The 18,404-nt window shown below is 53.9% G+C and carries 18 protein-coding genes; 3 read left to right on the plus strand and 15 right to left on the minus strand.

What is annotated here, in order from left to right; all coding sequences use genetic code 11:
• Position 1 precedes the first annotated feature (1 nt).
• The 4 genes from ACFQ1Z_RS07630 to ACFQ1Z_RS07645 form a co-directional block, all read right to left on the minus strand.
• Complete coding sequence (locus ACFQ1Z_RS07630) at positions 2-124, minus strand: hypothetical protein (protein ID WP_379056764.1); 123 nt, start codon at positions 122-124, stop codon at positions 2-4.
• 60 nt (positions 125-184) lie between these two features.
• Positions 185-2,245 (minus strand): TonB-dependent receptor family protein, encoded by a 2,061-nt coding sequence (locus tag ACFQ1Z_RS07635; RefSeq protein ID WP_379056765.1) that lies wholly within the window; start codon positions 2,243-2,245, stop codon positions 185-187.
• An 80-nt stretch (positions 2,246-2,325) separates the two neighbouring features.
• Entirely contained in the window at positions 2,326-2,574 is a 249-nt protein-coding gene (locus ACFQ1Z_RS07640; RefSeq protein WP_379056767.1) for a helix-turn-helix domain-containing protein, read from the minus strand.
• 63 nt (positions 2,575-2,637) lie between these two features.
• Positions 2,638-3,072 carry a DUF2946 domain-containing protein gene (locus ACFQ1Z_RS07645; protein ID WP_379056768.1) on the minus strand — a complete coding sequence of 145 codons (435 nt, stop codon included), beginning with the start codon at positions 3,070-3,072 and terminating at the stop codon, positions 2,638-2,640.
• Between the two features lie 63 nt (positions 3,073-3,135).
• On the opposite strand from ACFQ1Z_RS07645, the gene ACFQ1Z_RS07650 reads away from it, so the two are divergent.
• Both ACFQ1Z_RS07650 and ACFQ1Z_RS07655 read left to right on the plus strand, forming a co-directional pair.
• On the plus strand, positions 3,136-4,020 hold the full coding sequence (locus ACFQ1Z_RS07650) for a DUF808 domain-containing protein (protein WP_379056770.1): 885 nt from the start codon (positions 3,136-3,138) through the stop codon (positions 4,018-4,020).
• A 45-nt stretch (positions 4,021-4,065) separates the two neighbouring features.
• The gene (locus tag ACFQ1Z_RS07655; protein ID WP_379056771.1) at positions 4,066-6,360 is read left to right on the plus strand and encodes a putative bifunctional diguanylate cyclase/phosphodiesterase; all 2,295 of its coding nucleotides are present in this window, start codon (positions 4,066-4,068) and stop codon (positions 6,358-6,360) included.
• Here ACFQ1Z_RS07655 and ACFQ1Z_RS07660 read toward each other — a convergent pair.
• The 5 genes from ACFQ1Z_RS07660 to murJ form a co-directional block, all read right to left on the minus strand.
• The gene (locus ACFQ1Z_RS07660) at positions 6,357-6,671 is read right to left on the minus strand and encodes a DUF1905 domain-containing protein (RefSeq protein ID WP_379056772.1); all 315 of its coding nucleotides are present in this window, start codon (positions 6,669-6,671) and stop codon (positions 6,357-6,359) included. The two genes, ACFQ1Z_RS07655 and ACFQ1Z_RS07660, sit on opposite strands and share 4 nt — an antisense overlap.
• Before the next feature lie 24 nt (positions 6,672-6,695).
• A complete protein-coding gene (lspA, locus tag ACFQ1Z_RS07665) occupies positions 6,696-7,184 on the minus strand; it encodes a signal peptidase II (protein ID WP_379056773.1) in 489 nt (162 codons plus the stop codon).
• The gene (gene ileS, locus ACFQ1Z_RS07670; RefSeq protein ID WP_379056775.1) at positions 7,177-10,035 is read right to left on the minus strand and encodes an isoleucine--tRNA ligase; all 2,859 of its coding nucleotides are present in this window, start codon (positions 10,033-10,035) and stop codon (positions 7,177-7,179) included. Before ileS ends, lspA begins: the two co-directional genes overlap by 8 nt.
• Before the next feature lie 63 nt (positions 10,036-10,098).
• Entirely contained in the window at positions 10,099-11,001 is a 903-nt protein-coding gene (locus ACFQ1Z_RS07675; RefSeq protein ID WP_379056776.1) for a bifunctional riboflavin kinase/FAD synthetase, read from the minus strand.
• The gene (murJ, locus tag ACFQ1Z_RS07680; protein ID WP_379056777.1) at positions 11,001-12,545 is read right to left on the minus strand and encodes a murein biosynthesis integral membrane protein MurJ; all 1,545 of its coding nucleotides are present in this window, start codon (positions 12,543-12,545) and stop codon (positions 11,001-11,003) included. The genes ACFQ1Z_RS07675 and murJ overlap by 1 nt, the downstream gene beginning before the upstream one ends.
• A 255-nt stretch (positions 12,546-12,800) precedes the next feature.
• On the opposite strand from murJ, the gene rpsT reads away from it, so the two are divergent.
• On the plus strand, positions 12,801-13,202 hold the full coding sequence (rpsT, locus tag ACFQ1Z_RS07685; protein WP_379056778.1) for a 30S ribosomal protein S20: 402 nt from the start codon (positions 12,801-12,803) through the stop codon (positions 13,200-13,202).
• A 217-nt stretch (positions 13,203-13,419) separates the two neighbouring features.
• Here the strand turns inward: rpsT and ACFQ1Z_RS07690 are convergent, their stop codons facing one another.
• The 6 genes from ACFQ1Z_RS07690 to rplU all read right to left on the minus strand — a co-directional run bounded on the left by ACFQ1Z_RS07690 (position 13,420) and on the right by rplU (position 18,378).
• The gene (locus ACFQ1Z_RS07690) at positions 13,420-14,613 is read right to left on the minus strand and encodes a 5-(carboxyamino)imidazole ribonucleotide synthase (RefSeq protein ID WP_379056779.1); all 1,194 of its coding nucleotides are present in this window, start codon (positions 14,611-14,613) and stop codon (positions 13,420-13,422) included.
• A gap of 115 nt (positions 14,614-14,728) precedes the next feature.
• Positions 14,729-15,223 carry a 5-(carboxyamino)imidazole ribonucleotide mutase gene (purE, locus tag ACFQ1Z_RS07695; protein ID WP_379056780.1) on the minus strand — a complete coding sequence of 165 codons (495 nt, stop codon included), beginning with the start codon at positions 15,221-15,223 and terminating at the stop codon, positions 14,729-14,731.
• Positions 15,224-15,314: 91 nt separating this feature from the next.
• On the minus strand, positions 15,315-16,436 hold the full coding sequence (proB, locus tag ACFQ1Z_RS07700; protein WP_379056782.1) for a glutamate 5-kinase: 1,122 nt from the start codon (positions 16,434-16,436) through the stop codon (positions 15,315-15,317).
• A 19-nt stretch (positions 16,437-16,455) separates the two neighbouring features.
• Positions 16,456-17,553 carry an Obg family GTPase CgtA gene (gene cgtA, locus ACFQ1Z_RS07705; protein ID WP_379056784.1) on the minus strand — a complete coding sequence of 366 codons (1,098 nt, stop codon included), beginning with the start codon at positions 17,551-17,553 and terminating at the stop codon, positions 16,456-16,458.
• 225 nt (positions 17,554-17,778) lie between these two features.
• A complete protein-coding gene (gene rpmA, locus ACFQ1Z_RS07710) occupies positions 17,779-18,036 on the minus strand; it encodes a 50S ribosomal protein L27 (protein ID WP_049637894.1) in 258 nt (85 codons plus the stop codon).
• 30 nt (positions 18,037-18,066) lie between these two features.
• A complete protein-coding gene (gene rplU, locus ACFQ1Z_RS07715; RefSeq protein WP_379056786.1) occupies positions 18,067-18,378 on the minus strand; it encodes a 50S ribosomal protein L21 in 312 nt (103 codons plus the stop codon).
• Between the last annotated feature and the right edge of the window lie 26 nt (positions 18,379-18,404).

Genomic DNA, 18,404 nt, shown 5'->3' on the forward strand with positions numbered 1-18,404 from the left:
ATCACCACTTTCCCTGCCTGCCTGCGCCAGCCATATAGCCACTGCCTGTCATCACAATGACCTTATGCTGTACGGCGCTGGCCTGAATGATGTTTAAATTGTCACGGTGATCAAATTGCTGCATTGGGTTCTCCTTACCTGGTATGAAAGCAAGGCCCGGCATAGCATTGCCGGGCACAGGCGGTTAATAATTCCAGGTCACGCCCAGGTAAGCAGTGCGGCCATCACCAGGCAGGAACAATGCACCGTCAACCCCATTCTGGTTTCTGGCGACACCGGTAGTCGCTGCATATTTCTGGTTGGCCAGATTGCGTCCTTCTACAAACCACGACCAGTGCTGGTTGACTTTCTGCCCGGCTTTGACGCCCCACAGGAAATAGCTGTCGGCATAGACGGTTTCTGCAAAATCGACGTTATAGCGCTGCGGTGACCACTCTATGGTCGGGCCGATATAGAAGTTTTCCAACACATCACTGCCGCGGTAGACCAGCTCTGCACGTAGCAAAGAGCGTTGTATGCCTGGCAAGCGGTTGCTGCCGTAGGTGGCGTCATTATCCAGTTTGAAATCGTTGATCAATACGCTGGAACGCCATTGCAGGCTATACGGCAACCTGGCGGACAGGCCGAATTCCGCGCCACGATGTATGGTTTTACCCGCATTGATGGTTTGTGTCGCCACTGGTGAGCCGTTAGCAGCCACCGCCAGCAGTTCGTCTTGTAAACGTGCATGATAAAGCGCCACATCCCAATCGATGAATTCACTGTTGCCGCGTGAACCTATCTCGAAGGTGGTGCCTTTTTGTGCTTTAAGGCTGGTCACCACCAGGCTATTCAGTTCACCGAAGCTGGGCGGCTCAAAACTGCGCGAGGCATTGGCGAACAATTGCACTTGCGGTTGCAACTGGTATAGCACGCCTAGTTTAGGGCTGGTCTGATTATAGGTTTTATCCACGCTCTGATTGCCGCTGGCGGTGATCAGCTGATCCTGCGAATCACGTTTGGATCTGGCATATTGCAAGCCCGCAACCACTGTCCATTGTTCGTCCAGGCTTAGGCGGTCTTCCAGATAGGCTTCAAAGTTGCTCGCTTTCTGGTCGAAATTATTCAGCAACGCACCACGTCTGGCATTGACGTTGACGAAGTTTTTGGCATCGGTGCGCCCTTTGGTCGGTGCCAGGCCAGCGATAAACTCATTCTTCAAGCCAAATAACTCACCCAGATGTGCCCAGCGCGCAGTCAGGCCGAAATCATCAGATTCCTGGTCTATCACGCCCGTGGTATCGCCAAAGTTGCCTATAGGGTGATACAAGCTCTTGCGGGAGTAAAACGCACCGAGTTCCAGCTTGCTGTGATCGAACAGAATAGTGGTTTTATTGGCCAGCCTGGTCAGGTTGATATCGCGCTGGTTGATGCCCTGCCCGGGAATCACCGTTGCCTGCCTGGGGTTGTCTTTTAATTGCGCCTTGGTCAGGCTGCTGGAAAGCTGTGAATCATTATTCACGTAGCCGAAGTAAAAACGGGTCTCCACCTGGTCATTGATTTTGATACCTAGATTACCGGTCAGGCGATCTGCACTTTGTTGTGCATTATCGCGGAAGCTATCGGTGTGGTATTTACTCGCAGTGACAAAATAATCGACATCGTCTTTGACACCGCCGGCACTGATGCCTAGTCGGTAATAGCCATAACTACCGCCTTCAGAGCGGATCTCCAATGCCGGGGCGGTATAACCGGTGCGCGAGATAAAGTTGATACTGCCGCCCAGATTGGTAGAGCCATATTGCAAGGCATTCGCCCCGCGATAGACTTCAATATAATCGGTGGCCATAGGGTCTATGGCCGGGAAATCAAAGCCGCCATCAGCCAGGTTGACCGCGATGCCGTCCTGCATCAGTTTCAAGCCACGGCCATGAAACGTACGCTGCAAGCCGGAACCGCGAATGGAAAGGCGCGTCTCCTCCGCGCCGAACCGCGACTGCGCCAGCACGCCAGTGGCCATGCCCAGGGTATCCTGAAGATTACTAGTGCGGCCTTCCCTGACCGTGGCCATATCGACAACGCTAGTCCCGCCTGCGGTTTTGGACAGGTTTTCTTTTGCTTGTTCAATATCCGGCTGCGTCAATGAAGCCTTGGGTTTTTGTGCAGTGACTTGCACCTCATCAAGGTGCACGGTGCCCTCGTGTTCTGCGTGTGCAAGCAACGGCAAAGCTGCCAGAATGGCTAAGCTTATATTTGTTTTTTTCATTTATTCATTCCCTAAAAATTCAAAAGCAGAGGATGCTAGTGCGCTTGCCCATCAAGGCAAGCGGTAGCCATCATCCAGGCTCAGGCGGCAAACACCTGCTGCGTGGGTTGGTCCGGCTGCCAGCGGATCAGAGCCCCTATTTCGCAATGGAAATAGGCGCACAGCTTGTCCAGGTGCTCGGTGCAGGCGTTATAGGCAGGTTTTTTGACGATACGGTGCAAGGTCATGCGGCTGATGCCGGTGGCTTCAGCGATTTCTTTGAGGGTGATGTGGCGTTTCCACTCCACCTGTTTGGCAAATATCATTGCCTGGAGGTTGATAACTATCATAGATGACTCCTCTATGCCTGCGGGGCAGGCATGACTCAGAATCCGGCCGCGATACGGACGGTACTAGATCGAGAGTGGAGTCGCTGGGGGTGCGCGTGTGGGGTGCGCAGTGGGGTAATAGCTTGAAACTACGGGTGGCTGGTAATCGCTGAGTGCGATCGCCGCCTGTGCTTGCTGAAACAGGATATAAGCCGGGCTGTAGCCAGGCAAGGCCACCTGGTCGATAGCCATATGGCAGAACGGGCAATGGTCAAGGTGGTGGCTGATGGAAACCGGTTTTTGCGAAGGCTTGTAGTCTATCAGCGTAGCCAACTGCTTGCCCTGGGTGGTCATCACCTGCACCAGCAATTTGCTGCCCTGGGTAGAACAGATCTGCCCTATGAAACTGTTGCCCTGCTGCATGGGAAAAGCCAGGCTCAGGCTAGGCACCAGGCTGGCCAGCAGCATGGCCATAATGGCCAGCCGTGCTATCCAACGCTGAGTGACTGAGTTCTGCATCCGGCCATTCTAGCGGGAATCACGTAGAATAAGCAATCTTTGTCATTATTGCGGAATGTTTTCATGGCCACCCCCAGCCTGCTTGCCCTGTTAGACGATATCACCACCATGCTGGATGACGTTTCTGTCATGAGCCAGGTTGCGGCGAAAAAAACCGCCGGCGTATTGGGCGACGACCTGGCCCTTAATGCGCAGCAAGTCACAGGCATCGCGGCAAAACGCGAGCTGCCGGTGGTGTGGGCGGTCGCGCGTGGCTCTTTCGTCAATAAACTGATACTGGTACCAGCCGCCCTGCTGATCAGCGCCTTTATCCCCTGGCTGATCGTGCCCTTGCTGATGCTGGGCGGCGCGTTCTTATGCTACGAAGGTTTTGAAAAAGTCTGGCACTCACTGCATGCCAAAAAACATGAAAGCGCAGATCAAAAAGCCGTGCAGCCGCCGCAGGGCGACCCATTGGTGCTGGAAAAAGAAAAAGTCAAAGGCGCGGTGCGTACTGACTTTATCCTGTCGGCCGAGATCATCGTCATCTCGCTGGGCGTGGTGGCCGAAGCAGCGCTGACCCAACGCATACTGGTGTTGTCTGTGATCGCGGTGCTGATGACCATAGGCGTGTATGGCCTGGTGGCGTTTATCGTCAAAATGGATGATATAGGCCTGTGGCTGATGCAACGCCAGGGCCAGGGCCTGCTACCACAACTCCAGCGCAAACTCGGCTGGGGCATGGTGTCGGTAGTGCCTTACCTGATGCGCCTGCTCAGCATACTGGGTACCGCCGCCATGTTCCTGGTCGGTGGCGGCATCATTGCGCATGGCATCCCGGCTTTGCATGCGCTGTCTGAACTGGCATTACCATGGTCTTTGCTGGTCAATGCCGCCGTTGGCATAGTCACCGGCGCTTTGTGTGTCGTGCTGGTAAATAGTGTGAAATTTTTTATCAGCAAAAGCTAGTTTTTTTCTAACCCCTTGTTAGAATTAGAAAAAACAGGGGGCTTCATGACATTTCCAAGTAAAGTCATTGTTGTTGCGCTATCGGTTTTAATCATTTGCACCGCCGCCACCTTGCAGGCGGCACCGTTAACCACCCTCTGGCTGCACAATATCCACTGGCTCACAACCAATAGCGCCTGCCTGGTGCTGGCGGTGCTGGGCTATCTGCAGGCCAGCCCTGCGCATAAACCTTTCAAGCGCTGGTTTGTGGTTGGCACACTGGCCTATTTCACCGGGGGCCTGGTATGGGTATTCGAGGTATTTACCCGCCACGCCGATTTTCCTGAGCAGTCTGACATTTTCTATCCGCTGATGGGGCCATGCCTGGTCATCGGTTTCATTATCGCCCTGCGCAGCCAGCTCTCGCATTCCAAAAGCTGGGCATTCATCATAGATGCACTTTCATTCAGCATGGCCATTCTTGGTTACATCCTGATCTCTTATTTGCCCAAGTCGGGCGATGTCAGTGCTTTGCAACTGGCAGTGCTCACCGCCTACCCGGTCAGCATGCTCAGTGCCGCCCTGATCTCGTTGCTGCTGATCCCCTATTTAAGACAGGTGTGGACACTGCCCTGGCTACTACTGAGTGCCGGCCTGACGCTGGATGGCCTGTGCTGGATGCAATGGAACCTGAATGCCCTTAATCACCTGCCGCAAACCAGCCTGTGGACCAATGCCGGCTTTTCGGTGGCTGACCTGTTGATAGGCGCGGGTTTGTATGGCTGGCAGGTTCACATATCAACCCAGAGAACTTATCTGGCGCAGTGCCGAAGATTACGCAACTGGATACCCATGGTTGCCCTGTTATTCGGTCTTAGCGCGCTGTTACTGGTCTGGTGGCAAAGCGGGCCACATCCTAACGCTTACCATGTGGTCATGACTTCAGTGGTGTCCATCCTGTGTTTATCGGCCATCAGGCAAAGCATACTGCTCAGAGAAAGCGAGAAGTTGTTACGCGCAGAGAAACTGCTGGCAGAAAAAGAGAAAGAATACCTGCAGCTGTCGCGTACTGATCCGCTGACTGGCCTGCACAACCGCATTGCCATGCTTAACTTGCTTGAGCATGCCGTGATCAATGCCGCCAGTGACAGTGGCATGGTGACCTTGCTCATCCTGGACCTTAGGCAGTTTCAAACCATCAACGACAGTTTTGACCACAAGACCGGCGATTTCTTTTTACGCGAGATCGCCCAGCGCTTGCAATATATCAGCCATGAGCACGGCGAACTGGGACGCGTGCATGGCGATAAATTCGCCCTCATCATCAGCCAGCACAAAACCGATAGCCAGTTGATGCAGCTGGCTGGTGCTCTGTGCAGCATTGTGCATAAACCGGTATTGATCAATGATCACGAGCTGATCCTGGATGCCTGCATAGGCATCAGCATTTACCCGCGTGATGCCGACAATGCCGAGCAACTGACGCGCAATGCCAATACGGCACTGACCCTGGCCAAACGCTCTGCTCCGCAGCCCTTTTTGTTCTATAGCGGCGAGCAGACGCGGCTGGCGCAAAACCGCTTCACCCTGGACATCCAGCTACGCAAAGCGATCAAGAAACAGGAGTTCTTTTTACTATTCCAGCCTATATTCCGCCTGGACCAACATCTAATACCACGCATCGCTTCTGTCGAGGCCTTGATCCGCTGGAAAACCCCAAAAGGCGAAACCATATGCCCGGCAGAGTTTATCCCTTATGCAGAGCAATCCGGGCTGATCGTCGCGATAGGCGAATGGGTGATCGCCGAAGCTTTCCGCCATCTCTCTATACTGGCGCAGACGCATGGACAGGAGATAGGCTTATCTATCAATATTTCTCCGCGTCAGTTCCGTGACCATCACCTGGCAATGCTAGTGGCCCAACATCTGCAAAAAAACGCGCTGACTCCGGCAGCGGTGACGCTGGAAATCACCGAAAGTGCCGTGTTTGAACATGAAGCGCAAGCGCTGGAGATACTCAACCAGTTAAAAGCCACTGGCGTACGCATCTCGCTGGACGACTTTGGTGTCGGTAACTCTTCGCTATTCAAGCTGAAACACCTGCCGCTGGATGAACTGAAGATAGACCGTGCATTCATGCTGGATGTGCCGGACAGCAGTGCGGATAGCGAGATTGTCAGCACCATAGTTAAAACAGCAAGAATCCTGGGTATCTCGGTGGTGGTGGAAGGCATAGAGACGCAAGCACAGCTGGATTTCTTACGCGGCACCGGCTGCGATTGTATTCAGGGATTCCTGCTAGGACGACCTATGCCTATAGAGGATATTCAGGCGCTGCTTAAAGCCTCATCACCTGCTTAAATGCGCACTGTGACCAGCACGCTGACCTGGTCGCCGGCCATGACCGCAGCTTTTTTACGCACTTCCGCTTTCAGGAACAAGGCATACCGCCCATCACCAAATGCCGGAAAGATCGAGGTCTGCCAATGCTGGTCATTTAAAACGGCGTCCACTTTCACCGCGCCCCAGCCACGCCGTTTGCTTTGATGATACTGGTTCAGCGTGTGTATCTCTTCACAGATGGCAGCGGGCAAACTCACGTAGTGCCAGGTGCTTTTGCTGCCCTGCCAGATCTTGATGGTATCGGTAAACGTGTATTTCAGCCCGTCCATACACCCTCGTTCTCAGCGTTGTGATCAGGTCGGATTTTTAAAGCTATCCAGTACCAGCAGAGCCACGCCCACACAGATCGCACTGTCAGCCACATTAAACGCCGGCCACGCCCATTGCTGATAATAAAACAGCAGAAAATCAACTACGTAGCCTAATGTCAGCCTGTCATACAGATTACCGAGCGCACCGCCCAATACCAGGGCGATACCAAAGCAGAATAATGTTTTTTGCGGCTGCTTGACCAGCAAATACACCATGACTACAGATGCCAGCGTAGACACTGCGGTAAAGAAACCGTGCTGCCAGCCACCGGCATTGGCCAGAAAACTGAAGGCTGCACCGGTGTTGTGGTAACGCACCAGGTCAAAAAACCCGGTCACCGGCAGATGCTCGCCATAGACGAACGCCTGCTGGACCAGGTATTTGCTGTACAGGTCTAGCACTATCACAAGAGCGCTTAGCAGCAGCCATGGCAGCGCCGAGCGCAGATTACGCGTAGTGGGTTTAAGCATATTTACGCACTTCGCCACTACCAAACAGGTTGCTGACGCAACGGCCGCAAATGCTAGGGTGCGCGGCATCGCTGCCTACATCGGCACGGTAATGCCAGCAACGTTCGCATTTTGTATAGATGCTGGATTTGACATCGACCGTCACTCCGGCACCCGCTTGTTTATACACATTGGCGCGCGAAGTGATTAGGGCAAACTTCAAGTCGTCGCCAAAACGGGTTAGAGAATCGAACAGCTTGTCGTCTGCATGGATATCCAGTTCAGCTTGCAGTGAAGAACCGACTTCGCCTTGACCGCGTTTTTCTTCAATTTTTTTATTGGCGACTTCTTCCCTGAACTGTCGCAGATTAGCCCAGTCTTCAAGCATGGAGTCGCTCAAACCGTGCGCAGGTAATGTATACCACTCTTCCTCAAACACGGTAGCCTGAGTATCCAAGCCTAATGTCTGCCAGATTTCATCGGCTGTAAAGCTGAGGATAGGTGTCACCAAACGCATCAATGCATGGGTGATGTGATACAGCGCACTTTGCGCGGCACGCCGCGCATGCGAGGTCTCACCGCTGGTGTACAAGCGGTCCTTGAGGATATCCAGGTAGAAACCGCCCAGGTCTTCGGAACAGAAGCCAACGAATTTCTGCACCGCCAGGTGGAATTCGTATTTATCGTAATCGGCCAGGATGCCAGCCTGCAACTCATGCGTCAGGTGCAGGGCATAACGGTCTATCTCCAGCCATTGCTCTACCGGCAACAAGTCTTTGCCGGCATCAAAGTCGGCCAGGTTAGAAAGCAGGAAACGCAAGGTGTTACGGATACGGCGGTAGCCGTCGGCCACCCGTTTCAGTATCTCGTCACTGATGGTCAGCTCACCGGAATAATCGGTAGAAGCCACCCATAAGCGCAGGATATCGGCGCCATAAGTGTCCATCACTTTTTGCGGTGCCACTACATTGCCTTTGGATTTGCTCATTTTATGGCCGGCGCCATCCACCACAAAACCGTGGGTGAGCAAAGCGTTGTAAGGTGCGTGGCCGTCTATCGCGCAACCGGTCAGCAAACTGGACTGAAACCAGCCGCGGTGCTGGTCTGAGCCTTCCAGGTACAGATCAGCCACCGGCTTGCCAGCAGCAGCACGCTGTTTGGCCTCAGCCGCCAGGCTTGGGTGCTGCGCGGAACGGATCACCGCGTAATGAGTAGCGCCGGAATCAAACCAGACATCCAGCGTATCGGTCACTTTTTTGTACTGTGCGGCATCCGCAGGCGCATGCTGGCTCAGGAAGTTGTCACCATCCAGGCTGAACCAGGCTTCTACACCCTGCTGCTCTACCTGCTTGCAGACGATCTCCAGCAGGTTCAGGGTATCAGGATGCGGCGCGCCGGTTTCCTTGTGCACAAAAAACGGCATAGGCACGCCCCAGTTACGCTGGCGCGAGACACACCAGTCCGGGCGATTTTTAATCATCGCCTCCAGGCGGGCACGGCCCCAGCTAGGGAAAAACTCTGTTGCATCTACCGCTGTATTGGCTTGCTCACGCAAGGCTTTACCATCAGCGCCTACAGAGTTCATGCCGATAAACCATTGATGGGTGGCCAACTGCATTAACGGTGTTTTATGGCGCCAGCAATGCGGAAAGCTGTGATTGAGACGGGCTGAGCCAAACAACACTGCATTCTCCTGCAGTTTGGCCAGGATGATCTTGTTGGCTTCCTGGCGGCTCAGGCCACGGATCTCGGCCAGCTCTACCAGCTCACTGCTAAAGAACTTGCCATCACCACCGATCAGCACGCGCGGCTTCTCGTTAGGGAAGTTAGCGCGCATCACCAGCCAGTCATCATTACCGTGGGCGGCAGCGGTATGCACCAGGCCGGTACCGGCTTCGGTGGTGACGTGGTCGCCGGTGATCACCGGCACCTGACGGTTATCAAACGGATGTTGCAACTGCAGCCCGCGCAAGGCGTCTCCTTTGCAGCTGCCCAGCACAGTGGTCTGTTCTTCGCTGTAGCGTGCCAGGGTTTTTTCGGCCAGTTCGCGCGCCAGGATCAGCAAGCCTTTGCTGGTCTGTATCAGGTCATAATCCAGCTCGGCATTCACACTCACTGCCTGGTTGGCAGGCAAGGTCCATGGCGTCGTGGTCCAGATCACCGCGTAGGCATCGCCGCTCACTGTAGTCGCAAATGCCTGGCTCAAGGCGGCGTTATCCACCACCCTGAAACCGACATCAATCGCCGGTGAGTTCACATCTTCGTATTCCACTTCGGCTTCGGCCAGCGCTGAACCGCAGTCCACGCACCAGTGCACCGGCTTGCTGCCCTGGTACAGATAACCGTTTTTGTAGATATCACCCAGCGCACGCATGATGTCAGCCTCGGTATCGAAGGCCATGGTCAGGTAGGGGTGATCCCAGTCGCCAAACACACCCAGGCGGATAAAGTCTTTTTTCTGCTTTTCGACCTGCTCGGCAGCATAGGCACGGCACAGCTCGCGGAATTTGGCCGGATCTATATTCTTGCCGTGTGCTTTTTCTACCACCAGCTCGATAGGCAGGCCGTGACAATCCCAGCCCGGCACATAAGGCGCGTCAAAACCACTCATGGTTTTGGCTTTGATGATGATGTCCTTGAGTATCTTATTGACGGCGTGGCCAATGTGTATATCGCCGTTGGCATACGGCGGGCCGTCATGCAGTATGAATTTTTTGGCGCCCTGGCGCTTGCTGCGAATACGCTCATACACCTTGCGTTGCTGCCAGCTGTTAAGCCAGGCCGGTTCACGCTTGGCCAGATCCCCGCGCATGGGAAAGCTGGTCTCAGGTAAATTCAACGTGTATTTAGAATCTTTGTTTTGCTCAGTCATTTAAAAATCTCATTTGTATGCGCTGCACTTTAAGTTAGTGCAGCACATCTGTTCTCTGCTACTTCAGCTCGCGCTGCCAGGCTGAAAGTACTCCCTGGCCTGCACCACATCGGCCGCAATTTGCGCCTTGAGTGCATCCAGCCCGGAAAACTTCATTTCATCACGCAATTTGTGCAAAAACTGCACATGCACATGCTGGTCATATAAATCACCAGAAAAATCAAAGACATGCACTTCGAGCTTGAGTTTTGGAATGCCTTCCAGGGTGGGCCGTACGCCCAAATTGGCAACTGCCGGTAAATCGTTCAATTTTACCGCATAAACACCGGTCAGTGCAGGCCGCTCGTGGCGCATATGCACATTGGCGGTGGGGAAACCCAATTGCCGCCCCAGCTTGGCACCATGCACCACTTTGCCACTGATGCTGTAAGTGCGCCCCAGCAAGGTATGCGCCTTGGCGAACTCACCCGCCGCCAGCGCATCACGCACCAGCGTGCTGGAAACGCGCTCACCGTTAAGCTGCACTTCCGGCAACGGAATCACGTTAAAACCATGTTCGACCAGGGTCTGCACAGTGCCGGCGCGTTTGGCCCCAAAACAGAAATCTTCACCGACCATGACCACATTGGCGTTGAGTTGCTGGCGTAACACCTGCATAAAAGTGGCCGGACTCTGCGCGGCAAACGCCTGGCTGAAGCGTTGTACATAAACGCGCTGCACACCGAACTCGGCAAAATATTCCAGCTTTTCGCGCATGGACGCCAGGCGTGCAGGCGCATTCTGCGGGGCAAAGAATTCGCGCGGGTGCGGCTCGAATGTCATCACCGCCGGCACGATGCGGTAGGTTTGCGCATAGGCGATCAACTGGCGCAACAAGGCCTGATGGCCCAGGTGCATGCCATCAAAATTACCAATCGCGATCGCTGCAGGCGCAGAAGACAGCGGGAAATGGCGGAAGATCTGCATTATTTAGCCACTCGTTTCATAAAGTCGCCGGGGCGGAAACCCAGTAATCTCAGCATCACGAAATACACCAGCATGCCGCCAACCACCACACCAGCCAGGTGTAACAATCTTGGCAAGGCCGGCATGCTCAGCCAGTCGCCTGCCCAGCCTGCGACAAAATGCAGTGAGACAGCCATGACGGTGACCGCCAGTAACAGTTTGGCCAGGAATAGGAACCAGCCTTTATTCGGTACGAATGCGCCACTCCTCTGCAATGTTATCCATAATAAAGTCGCATTCAGACAGGCGCCAAGACCCACTGCCAACGCCAGCCCGGCATGCTGTAATGGCGTGAAATACAGGAACAGCACATTTAAGATTTGTGTAATGACCAGCGTGAAGATGGCGATCTTGACCGGCGTTTTCACATTCTGCCGTGCGTAAAAACCCGGCGCCAGTACTTTGACCATGATCAGGCCCAGCAAGCTCAGACTATAGGCGATCAGGGCACGCTCGGTTTGCGCCACGTCAATCGCGGTGAATTTTCCGTAATAGAACAGGCTGGCGACCAGCGGCTTGGAAAGAACCGCCATGGCGACTGCCGCGGGAATCGCCAGCATAAAGGTCAGGCGCAAGCCCCAATCCAGCAATTGCGAAAACTCTGCTGCCGATTTATCGACATGCGCCTTGGATAAACTGGGCAACAGTATGGTGCCCAGGGCGACGCCCAGCACGCCGGTCGGAAATTCCATCAGGCGGTCGGCATAATATAGCCACGACACACTGCCGGTAGGCATGAACGAGGCGAATATATTATTCAGCACGATAGAGATCTGCGCCACCGACACGCCAAAAATTGCAGGCCCCATCAGCTTTAATATACGACGTACGCCTTCATCCTCAAAGTTAAGCGCGTAACGCGGCAACATGCCTATCTTCTGCAGATAGGGCAACTGGTATAGCAACTGTATGATGCCGCCGACAAACACCGCCCACGCCAGCACATAGACCGAATTGTTAAAATATGGCGCCACAAACAAAGCCGCGGTAATAAAGCTCAGGTTCAGCCATACCGGGGTAAAGGCCGGCACCTGGAACTTGCTGTGCGCGTTGAGTACGCCACCGGCCATGGAAACCAGTGAGATAAACAGGATATAAGGAAAGGTGATGCGCAGCAGATCGGTCGTCAGCGCGAACTTGGCCGCATCAGCGACAAAGCCCGGTGAAGTCAGCCGTACTATCAGTGGCGCCGCCAGCATGCCGACTATGGTGATAGCCACCAGGAACAAGCCCAGCAAACTGGAGACATGGTTGATCAGCGCCTTGGTGGCTTCGGGTGTGCGCTGCTTGCGGTACTCGGAAAGGATAGGTACGAATGCCTGGCTGAACGCGCCCTCACCGGAGATGCGGCGCAACAGATTGGGGATCTTGAAGGCGACAAAAAAGGCATCGGTAGCCATACCGGCGCCAAAAATACGGGCGATCAGCGTATCCCGCACAAACCCCAGCAGGCGCGAGATAAACGTCATGCCACCCACGGTGGCCAAAGCTTTGAGCAAGTTCATATGGGGTGTTCAGGCTTCCGGCAGTCTAGTAAAAAACCATACGGGCGCATGACGATTGCTTTATCATGTCTGCCGCAAGTTTTGCAACGATCTAAACAATTGTTTTTAGAGTCGGGCGATTTTACCATGCGACTATTTATAAACCGCAGCAGAATCCGCACAAATATGATTTTCGCCTTGCAAAAACCAGGCAAAAACAGTATTATGCACGGTTTCGTATTACACCCCTTTTGAAAAGTTACAGGATAAACAGATATGGCAAATACCGCACAAGCACGCAAACGCGCGCGCCAATCCGTAAAAGTGAACGCGCACAACGCTGCGTTACGTTCAACTTTGCGTACTGCGATTAAAAAAGTAATCAAGGCAATTCAAACTGGTGACAAGGCTGCTGCAGTTGCGTCTTACCAGGAAAATGTTAGCGTGATCGACCGTATCGCTGACAAAAAAATCATTCACAAAAACAAAGCTGCCCGTCACAAGAGCCGTTTGACAGCTGCTATCAAAGCATTGCCAGGTGACGCACCTGCAACTTTGACTTCTGTGAAAAAAGCAGTTGCTCCTAAAGCAGCTCCGAAAAAAGCTGCTGCTAAAGCCGAAGCCGCTCCAGCCAAAAAAGCTGCTGCCAAGCCTCGCGCGAAAAAAGCTGCTGAATAATTTCAGTAGGGGTGCTTACTAAAAGAGCCGGACGCATGTCCGGCTTTTTTTATTGTTCCAACCTTGTTGCAAACCTGGCCCAGCCCGACTGGGTTTCAGACAGCTGGAGTTCAGAAAACAGGTGCAGATGCATGTTTCCTTAACAATAAAAAAGCCCGGATAAACCGGGCTTTTTTCATGAGCGCCCGGGATCACCGGGGCTTGTTTACCAGCCTGATCACTCGCCTATATGTAACTCGCTACGCGCGATCCTGGCGGTGTTCAGCACCGCCTGTGCATCGTCACCTATGACGGTGAAATGGCCCATTTTGCGGGCTTTGCGCGGCTCTTGTTTGCCATACAGATGCATTTTCAGGTTGCCATGGGCAAAAGCTTTATCCCAGGCCGGCTCATGCTGCTCACCGCTGTAAAGCCAGCTATCGCCAAGAATATTCACCATCACGGCATTGCTATGCAACGCCGGGCTGCCCAGGGCCTGGCCAGTGATCACGCGCACCTGCTGCTCAAACTGATCAGTAATGCAGGCATCCAAGGTATAGTGACCGGAATTATGCGGACGCGGGGCGATCTCGTTGATCAGCAACTGCTGGCCGACCACAAAGAACTCCACTCCCAGCACACCGACGTAATCCAGCCTGGTCGCCAGTTTTTTCGCCAGCTCCTGCGCATTGGCTTTGATCACTTCGGAACAGCGCGCCGGCACTATGCTGATATCCAGGATACCGTTCAGATGACTGTTCTCAGCGGTAGTGAAGGCAGCAATATTGCCGTGCACATCACGCGCCAGCACCACAGAGACTTCCAGGTCCAGCGCCAGCATTTTTTCCAGCACGCAGACTTCGTGCTTGAAACCGGCAAATGCCGCTTTGGCCTCGGCCTGGTTAGCCACGCGTGCCTGGCCTTTGCCGTCATAGCCAAAACGTGCCACTTTGAGCACGGCAGGATACATATCGCCATCTGCCGGCAGATCGCTCTCACTATTCACCGCCACAAACGGGCCTACCGGCAAACCGGCTTGCTGGAAAAAGGTTTTTTCCTTGACCCGGTGCTGGGCAATGGCGACCGCAGCCGCGCTGGGGTGCACCACGGTAGATTGTGCCAGGGTGGCCAGGGTTTCAGCTGGCACGTTTTCAAACTCGGTTGAAATGGCCTGGCAGGTTTGCGCCATGGTTTGCAGGGCGGCGGCATCATCAAAAGCGGCACATAAGTGCACATCGGCGATGCTACCCGCCGGGCTATGTTTGTCCGGGTCTAGTACTGTGACTTTGTAACCCATCTCGTGGGCTGCGATCACGAAAAAACGGCCCAGCTGGCCACCGCCCAGCATGCCTAGCATGGCAGGCGGCTGGATCACGGCAGGACCCTCTGACTTATTTGAATCTTGCTTGTGAATATTTGCTTGCGAACTCATCAACCATCCCCATCACGCAACGGCAGCATCGCCGTGTCTGGCTAAACTTTTTTGTGTAACGCTGCGCCGAATATTATTTGTCGAAAATGTGTTTATTGAATAACTCTGGACTAAATCAAGGCTGCTCAGGCAATGTCATGGCATGCACTTTTTCGGCCTGTTTGTGGCGGAAATCTGCCAGCTTTTGTGCCAGCGCAGCATCCTGATTGGCTAATACAGCCACAGCGAACAGGCCGGCATTGGCAGCCCCTGCGTCGCCTATGGCAAAGGTGGCAACCGGGATACCTTTAGGCATCTGCACGATAGACAGCAATGAATCCTGGCCTTGCAGATGCTTGGATGGCACCGGCACGCCCAGTACCGGCAATGTGGTTTTTGCCGCCACCATGCCTGGCAGGTGCGCCGCGCCGCCGGCACCGGCGATGATGACCTGGAAACCCTGGCTGGCCGCAGATTCGGCAAACTGGAACATCAGGTCAGGCGTGCGGTGTGCAGACACCACGCGCGCTTCATAAGCGACGCCAAAATCGGCCAGCATCTGCGCGGCATTTCTCATCACCGGCCAATCGCTGTCAGAACCCATAATGATGGCTACCAGAGGTTTACTCATATCACATAACCTTTTTAGTTGATTTTTTAGTGCAAAAGCAAATATGGTCAGGGCCGCGCTGCTGCTTAGCTAATCGCTGCCCTACCGTTGTTTATAACAGCACAAGGTTGTCCCTGTGGATCAATTCTTTTTCTTCTACATAGCCGAGGATGTTTTTAATCTCGCTGCTAGGCTTGCGCATGATACGCCGCACCTCGCTGGCGTGGTAGTTGACTATGCCGCGCGCCCACTCCCTGCCGGCGTCATCGACACAGGCGACCACATCGCCTCGTTCAAACTGGCCTATCACTTCTACCACCCCTATAGGCAGCAGGCTTTTGCCATCCTTGCATAATACATTCACTGCGCCGGCATCGAGCACCAGTTTGCCACCCAGACGCAGATGATCGGCCAGCCATTGTTTTTTGGCGATGATCTTCATTTTTCCGGCTTGCAGGTGGGTGCCTATCGCGTCACCCTGGCTCAATCTGAGCAGCACTTGCGGCTCGCGGCCTGAGGCGATCACGGTATGCGCACCGCTATTGGCAGCCCGTTTGGCCGCCAGTATCTTGGTCAGCATGCCGCCGGTGCCTACCGCACTGCCGGCACCGCCTGCCATGGCTTCTAATGACGGGTTGCCTGCCATTTCGGCATGTATGAATACGGCCGCAGGGTCTTTGCGCGGGTCGGCTGAATACAGCCCCTGCTGGTCGGTGAGTATGATCAGCGCATCGGCTTCTATCAGGTTGGCGACCAGCGCGCCCAGGGTATCGTTATCACCAAAGCGGATCTCTTCGGTGACTACCGTATCATTTTCATTGATGATAGGAATGACTTTAAGGTCTAGCAGCGTACGCAAAGTAGTGCGTGCATTCAGGTAACGTTTACGGTCAGCCAGGTCTTCATGTGTGAGCAGCAATTGTGCAGTGTGCAAGCCATGCTGGGCGAAGCACTGTTCGTACATTTGCACCAGCCCCATCTGGCCGACGGCGGCAGCGGCTTGCAACTCATTGATCTCCACCGGGCGTTTTTTCCAGCCCAGGCGCTGCATGCCTTCGGCAACGGCGCCACTGGAGACCAGCACCACCTGCTTGCCCTGCTTGACCAGCGCACTGATCTGCTCGGCCCAGGCGGCGATCGCGGCCCGGTCCAGGCCCTGGCCATTATTGGTGACCAGACTGGAGCCGACCTTTACCACCAGGGTCTTGCTATCTTGAATGAGGGAGACACCCATACGAAATTGTGTGTGTTATTTATTGTTCTATCACAGGCTGTGATTGTACAGGCTGCGCCTGGTCTGGCTGGGCGGCTGTCTGAACCACCGTGGCGTCAGCTTCACGCTGCACCCGCGCCTGATCGATATGGTCCATGATGGCATAAGTCAGCTCTTTACAGCCTATGCCACTGATGGCGGAGATCGCAAACACGCGCCCTTGCCAGCCATAAGCCTGCACGAATTCGGCGACTTTTTCGGCACTATCAGGCAGCATATCGATCTTATTCAGCACCAGCCAGCGTGGTTTGTCATACAGTTCCTGATCGTATTTTTTCAGCTCATTGACGATGGCTTTGGCTTCCTGCACCGGGTCTACCGCTTCGTCAAACGGCGCGATATCGACCAGATGCAGCAATAAGGAAGTCCGCTGCAAGTGGCGCAGGAACTGATGGCCTAAACCGGCACCTTCGGCAGCACCTTCGATCAGGCCGGGTACATCGGCGATCACAAAGCTGCGGTTGCTATCAACGCGCACTACGCCCAGGTTAGGGTGCAGTGTGGTGAAAGGGTAATCAGCGACTTTAGGTTTGGCAGCAGAAACCGAGCGTATAAAAGTAGACTTACCGGCATTAGGCATGCCGAGCAGACCGACATCCGCCAGCACCTTTAGCTCCAGGTACAGCTCGAATGCCTCGCCCGGGTCACCTTTGGTGCATTGGCGCGGTGAGCGGTTGGTACTGGTTTTAAAGTGGATATTGCCCAGGCCACCCTTGCCGCCATTGGCGATCATGACTTGCTGGCCATCGGTATTGAGGTCAACCATAGGCTGGCCGGTGGCTTTATCACTGATGGTGGTGCCTACCGGCACACGCAGCACCATGTCATCGCCGCCTTTGCCATAGCAATCAGAGCCGCTGCCATTTTCACCGCGCTGCGCTTTGAAAGTACGCGTATAGCGATAATCGACCAGGGTATTGATATTGCGGTCAGCCAGCATGATCACCGAGCCGCCGCGGCCACCATCACCGCCATTGGGGCCGCCCATAGGCTCGTATTTTTCACGGCGGAATGTTGCCACGCCATTACCACCGTCACCGGCGTAAACTTTGATAGTTGCTTCGTCAATAAACTTCATGATCAATTGGCCTTTTAAGCGCATTATTGCGTGACACGGTGTTGTAAACCCTGATGTACTGGTGGTACATGGCTGTTTTGCGCGCCGTGCGCCTTGCACTGCATCTTAAAATTTAAAATCACCTGTCATGCAAAAACCATCACAGGTGATCATACAAGGCACAATCTAATAACTATAAAGTAAAAAGCCCCGTCAAGCGACAGGGCTTTTTTCATACATCTGCGATTAAACCGCTTCGATGCTCACTGTGTGACGCTTTAACGCGCCTTTAACAGCAAATTTCACTTTGCCTTCAACCAGTGCGTACAGTGTGTGGTCTTTGCCCATACCGACGTTTTCGCCAGCGTGCATTTTTGTACCACGTTGACGCACGATGATGCTGCCAGCGTTAACTACTGTTTCACCAAAGGCTTTTACACCCAGGCGTTTGGCTTGTGAGTCGCGACCGTTACGTGAACTACCGCCTGCTTTTTTGTGTGCCATGTTTGATTCCTTACTCTAGCAATCTGCCGATTAAGCAGAAATAGTATCGATTTGAATTTCAGTATAGCTCTGACGATGACCTTGAGTCTTGCGATAGTGCTTACGACGACGCATTTTAAAGATCATCACTTTGTCGCCACGGCCATGTGATACCACAGTGGCACTGACTTTAGCACCGGCTACCAGAGGTGCGCCTACGGTGGTAGTTTCGCCGTTAGCGATCAACAATACTTTGTCGATCACAACAGTTGAGCCAACGTCACCCACTAATTTTTCAACTTTTAATTTTTCACCAGCGGTAACTTTGTACTGTTTACCACCTGTTTTGATCACTGCGTACATAAAAATGCCTTAAACGTCGCCTTTTA

It is taken from the genome of Methylophilus luteus, assembly GCF_042676265.1.
Taxonomy (GTDB): Bacteria; Pseudomonadota; Gammaproteobacteria; order Burkholderiales; family Methylophilaceae; genus Methylophilus; species Methylophilus luteus.

What these genes read in the sequence shown, in the direction of transcription:
- ACFQ1Z_RS07630 (WP_379056764.1), bottom strand. Translation starts at nt 124, where the DNA reads ATGCAGCAATTTGATCACCGTGACAATTTAAACATCATTCAGGCCAGC.
- ACFQ1Z_RS07635 (WP_379056765.1), bottom strand. Translation starts at nt 2,245, where the DNA reads ATGAAAAAAACAAATATAAGCTTAGCCATTCTGGCAGCTTTGCCGTTG.
- ACFQ1Z_RS07640 (WP_379056767.1), bottom strand. Translation starts at nt 2,574, where the DNA reads ATGATAGTTATCAACCTCCAGGCAATGATATTTGCCAAACAGGTGGAG.
- ACFQ1Z_RS07645 (WP_379056768.1), bottom strand. Translation starts at nt 3,072, where the DNA reads ATGCAGAACTCAGTCACTCAGCGTTGGATAGCACGGCTGGCCATTATG.
- ACFQ1Z_RS07650 (WP_379056770.1), top strand. Translation starts at nt 3,136, where the DNA reads ATGGCCACCCCCAGCCTGCTTGCCCTGTTAGACGATATCACCACCATG.
- ACFQ1Z_RS07655 (WP_379056771.1), top strand. Translation starts at nt 4,066, where the DNA reads ATGACATTTCCAAGTAAAGTCATTGTTGTTGCGCTATCGGTTTTAATC.
- ACFQ1Z_RS07660 (WP_379056772.1), bottom strand. Translation starts at nt 6,671, where the DNA reads ATGGACGGGCTGAAATACACGTTTACCGATACCATCAAGATCTGGCAG.
- lspA (WP_379056773.1), bottom strand. Translation starts at nt 7,184, where the DNA reads ATGCTTAAACCCACTACGCGTAATCTGCGCTCGGCGCTGCCATGGCTG.
- ileS (WP_379056775.1), bottom strand. Translation starts at nt 10,035, where the DNA reads ATGACTGAGCAAAACAAAGATTCTAAATACACGTTGAATTTACCTGAG.
- ACFQ1Z_RS07675 (WP_379056776.1), bottom strand. Translation starts at nt 11,001, where the DNA reads ATGCAGATCTTCCGCCATTTCCCGCTGTCTTCTGCGCCTGCAGCGATC.
- murJ (WP_379056777.1), bottom strand. Translation starts at nt 12,545, where the DNA reads ATGAACTTGCTCAAAGCTTTGGCCACCGTGGGTGGCATGACGTTTATC.
- rpsT (WP_379056778.1), top strand. Translation starts at nt 12,801, where the DNA reads ATGGCAAATACCGCACAAGCACGCAAACGCGCGCGCCAATCCGTAAAA.
- ACFQ1Z_RS07690 (WP_379056779.1), bottom strand. Translation starts at nt 14,613, where the DNA reads ATGAGTTCGCAAGCAAATATTCACAAGCAAGATTCAAATAAGTCAGAG.
- purE (WP_379056780.1), bottom strand. Translation starts at nt 15,223, where the DNA reads ATGAGTAAACCTCTGGTAGCCATCATTATGGGTTCTGACAGCGATTGG.
- proB (WP_379056782.1), bottom strand. Translation starts at nt 16,436, where the DNA reads ATGGGTGTCTCCCTCATTCAAGATAGCAAGACCCTGGTGGTAAAGGTC.
- cgtA (WP_379056784.1), bottom strand. Translation starts at nt 17,553, where the DNA reads ATGAAGTTTATTGACGAAGCAACTATCAAAGTTTACGCCGGTGACGGT.
- rpmA (WP_049637894.1), bottom strand. Translation starts at nt 18,036, where the DNA reads ATGGCACACAAAAAAGCAGGCGGTAGTTCACGTAACGGTCGCGACTCA.
- rplU (WP_379056786.1), bottom strand. Translation starts at nt 18,378, where the DNA reads ATGTACGCAGTGATCAAAACAGGTGGTAAACAGTACAAAGTTACCGCT.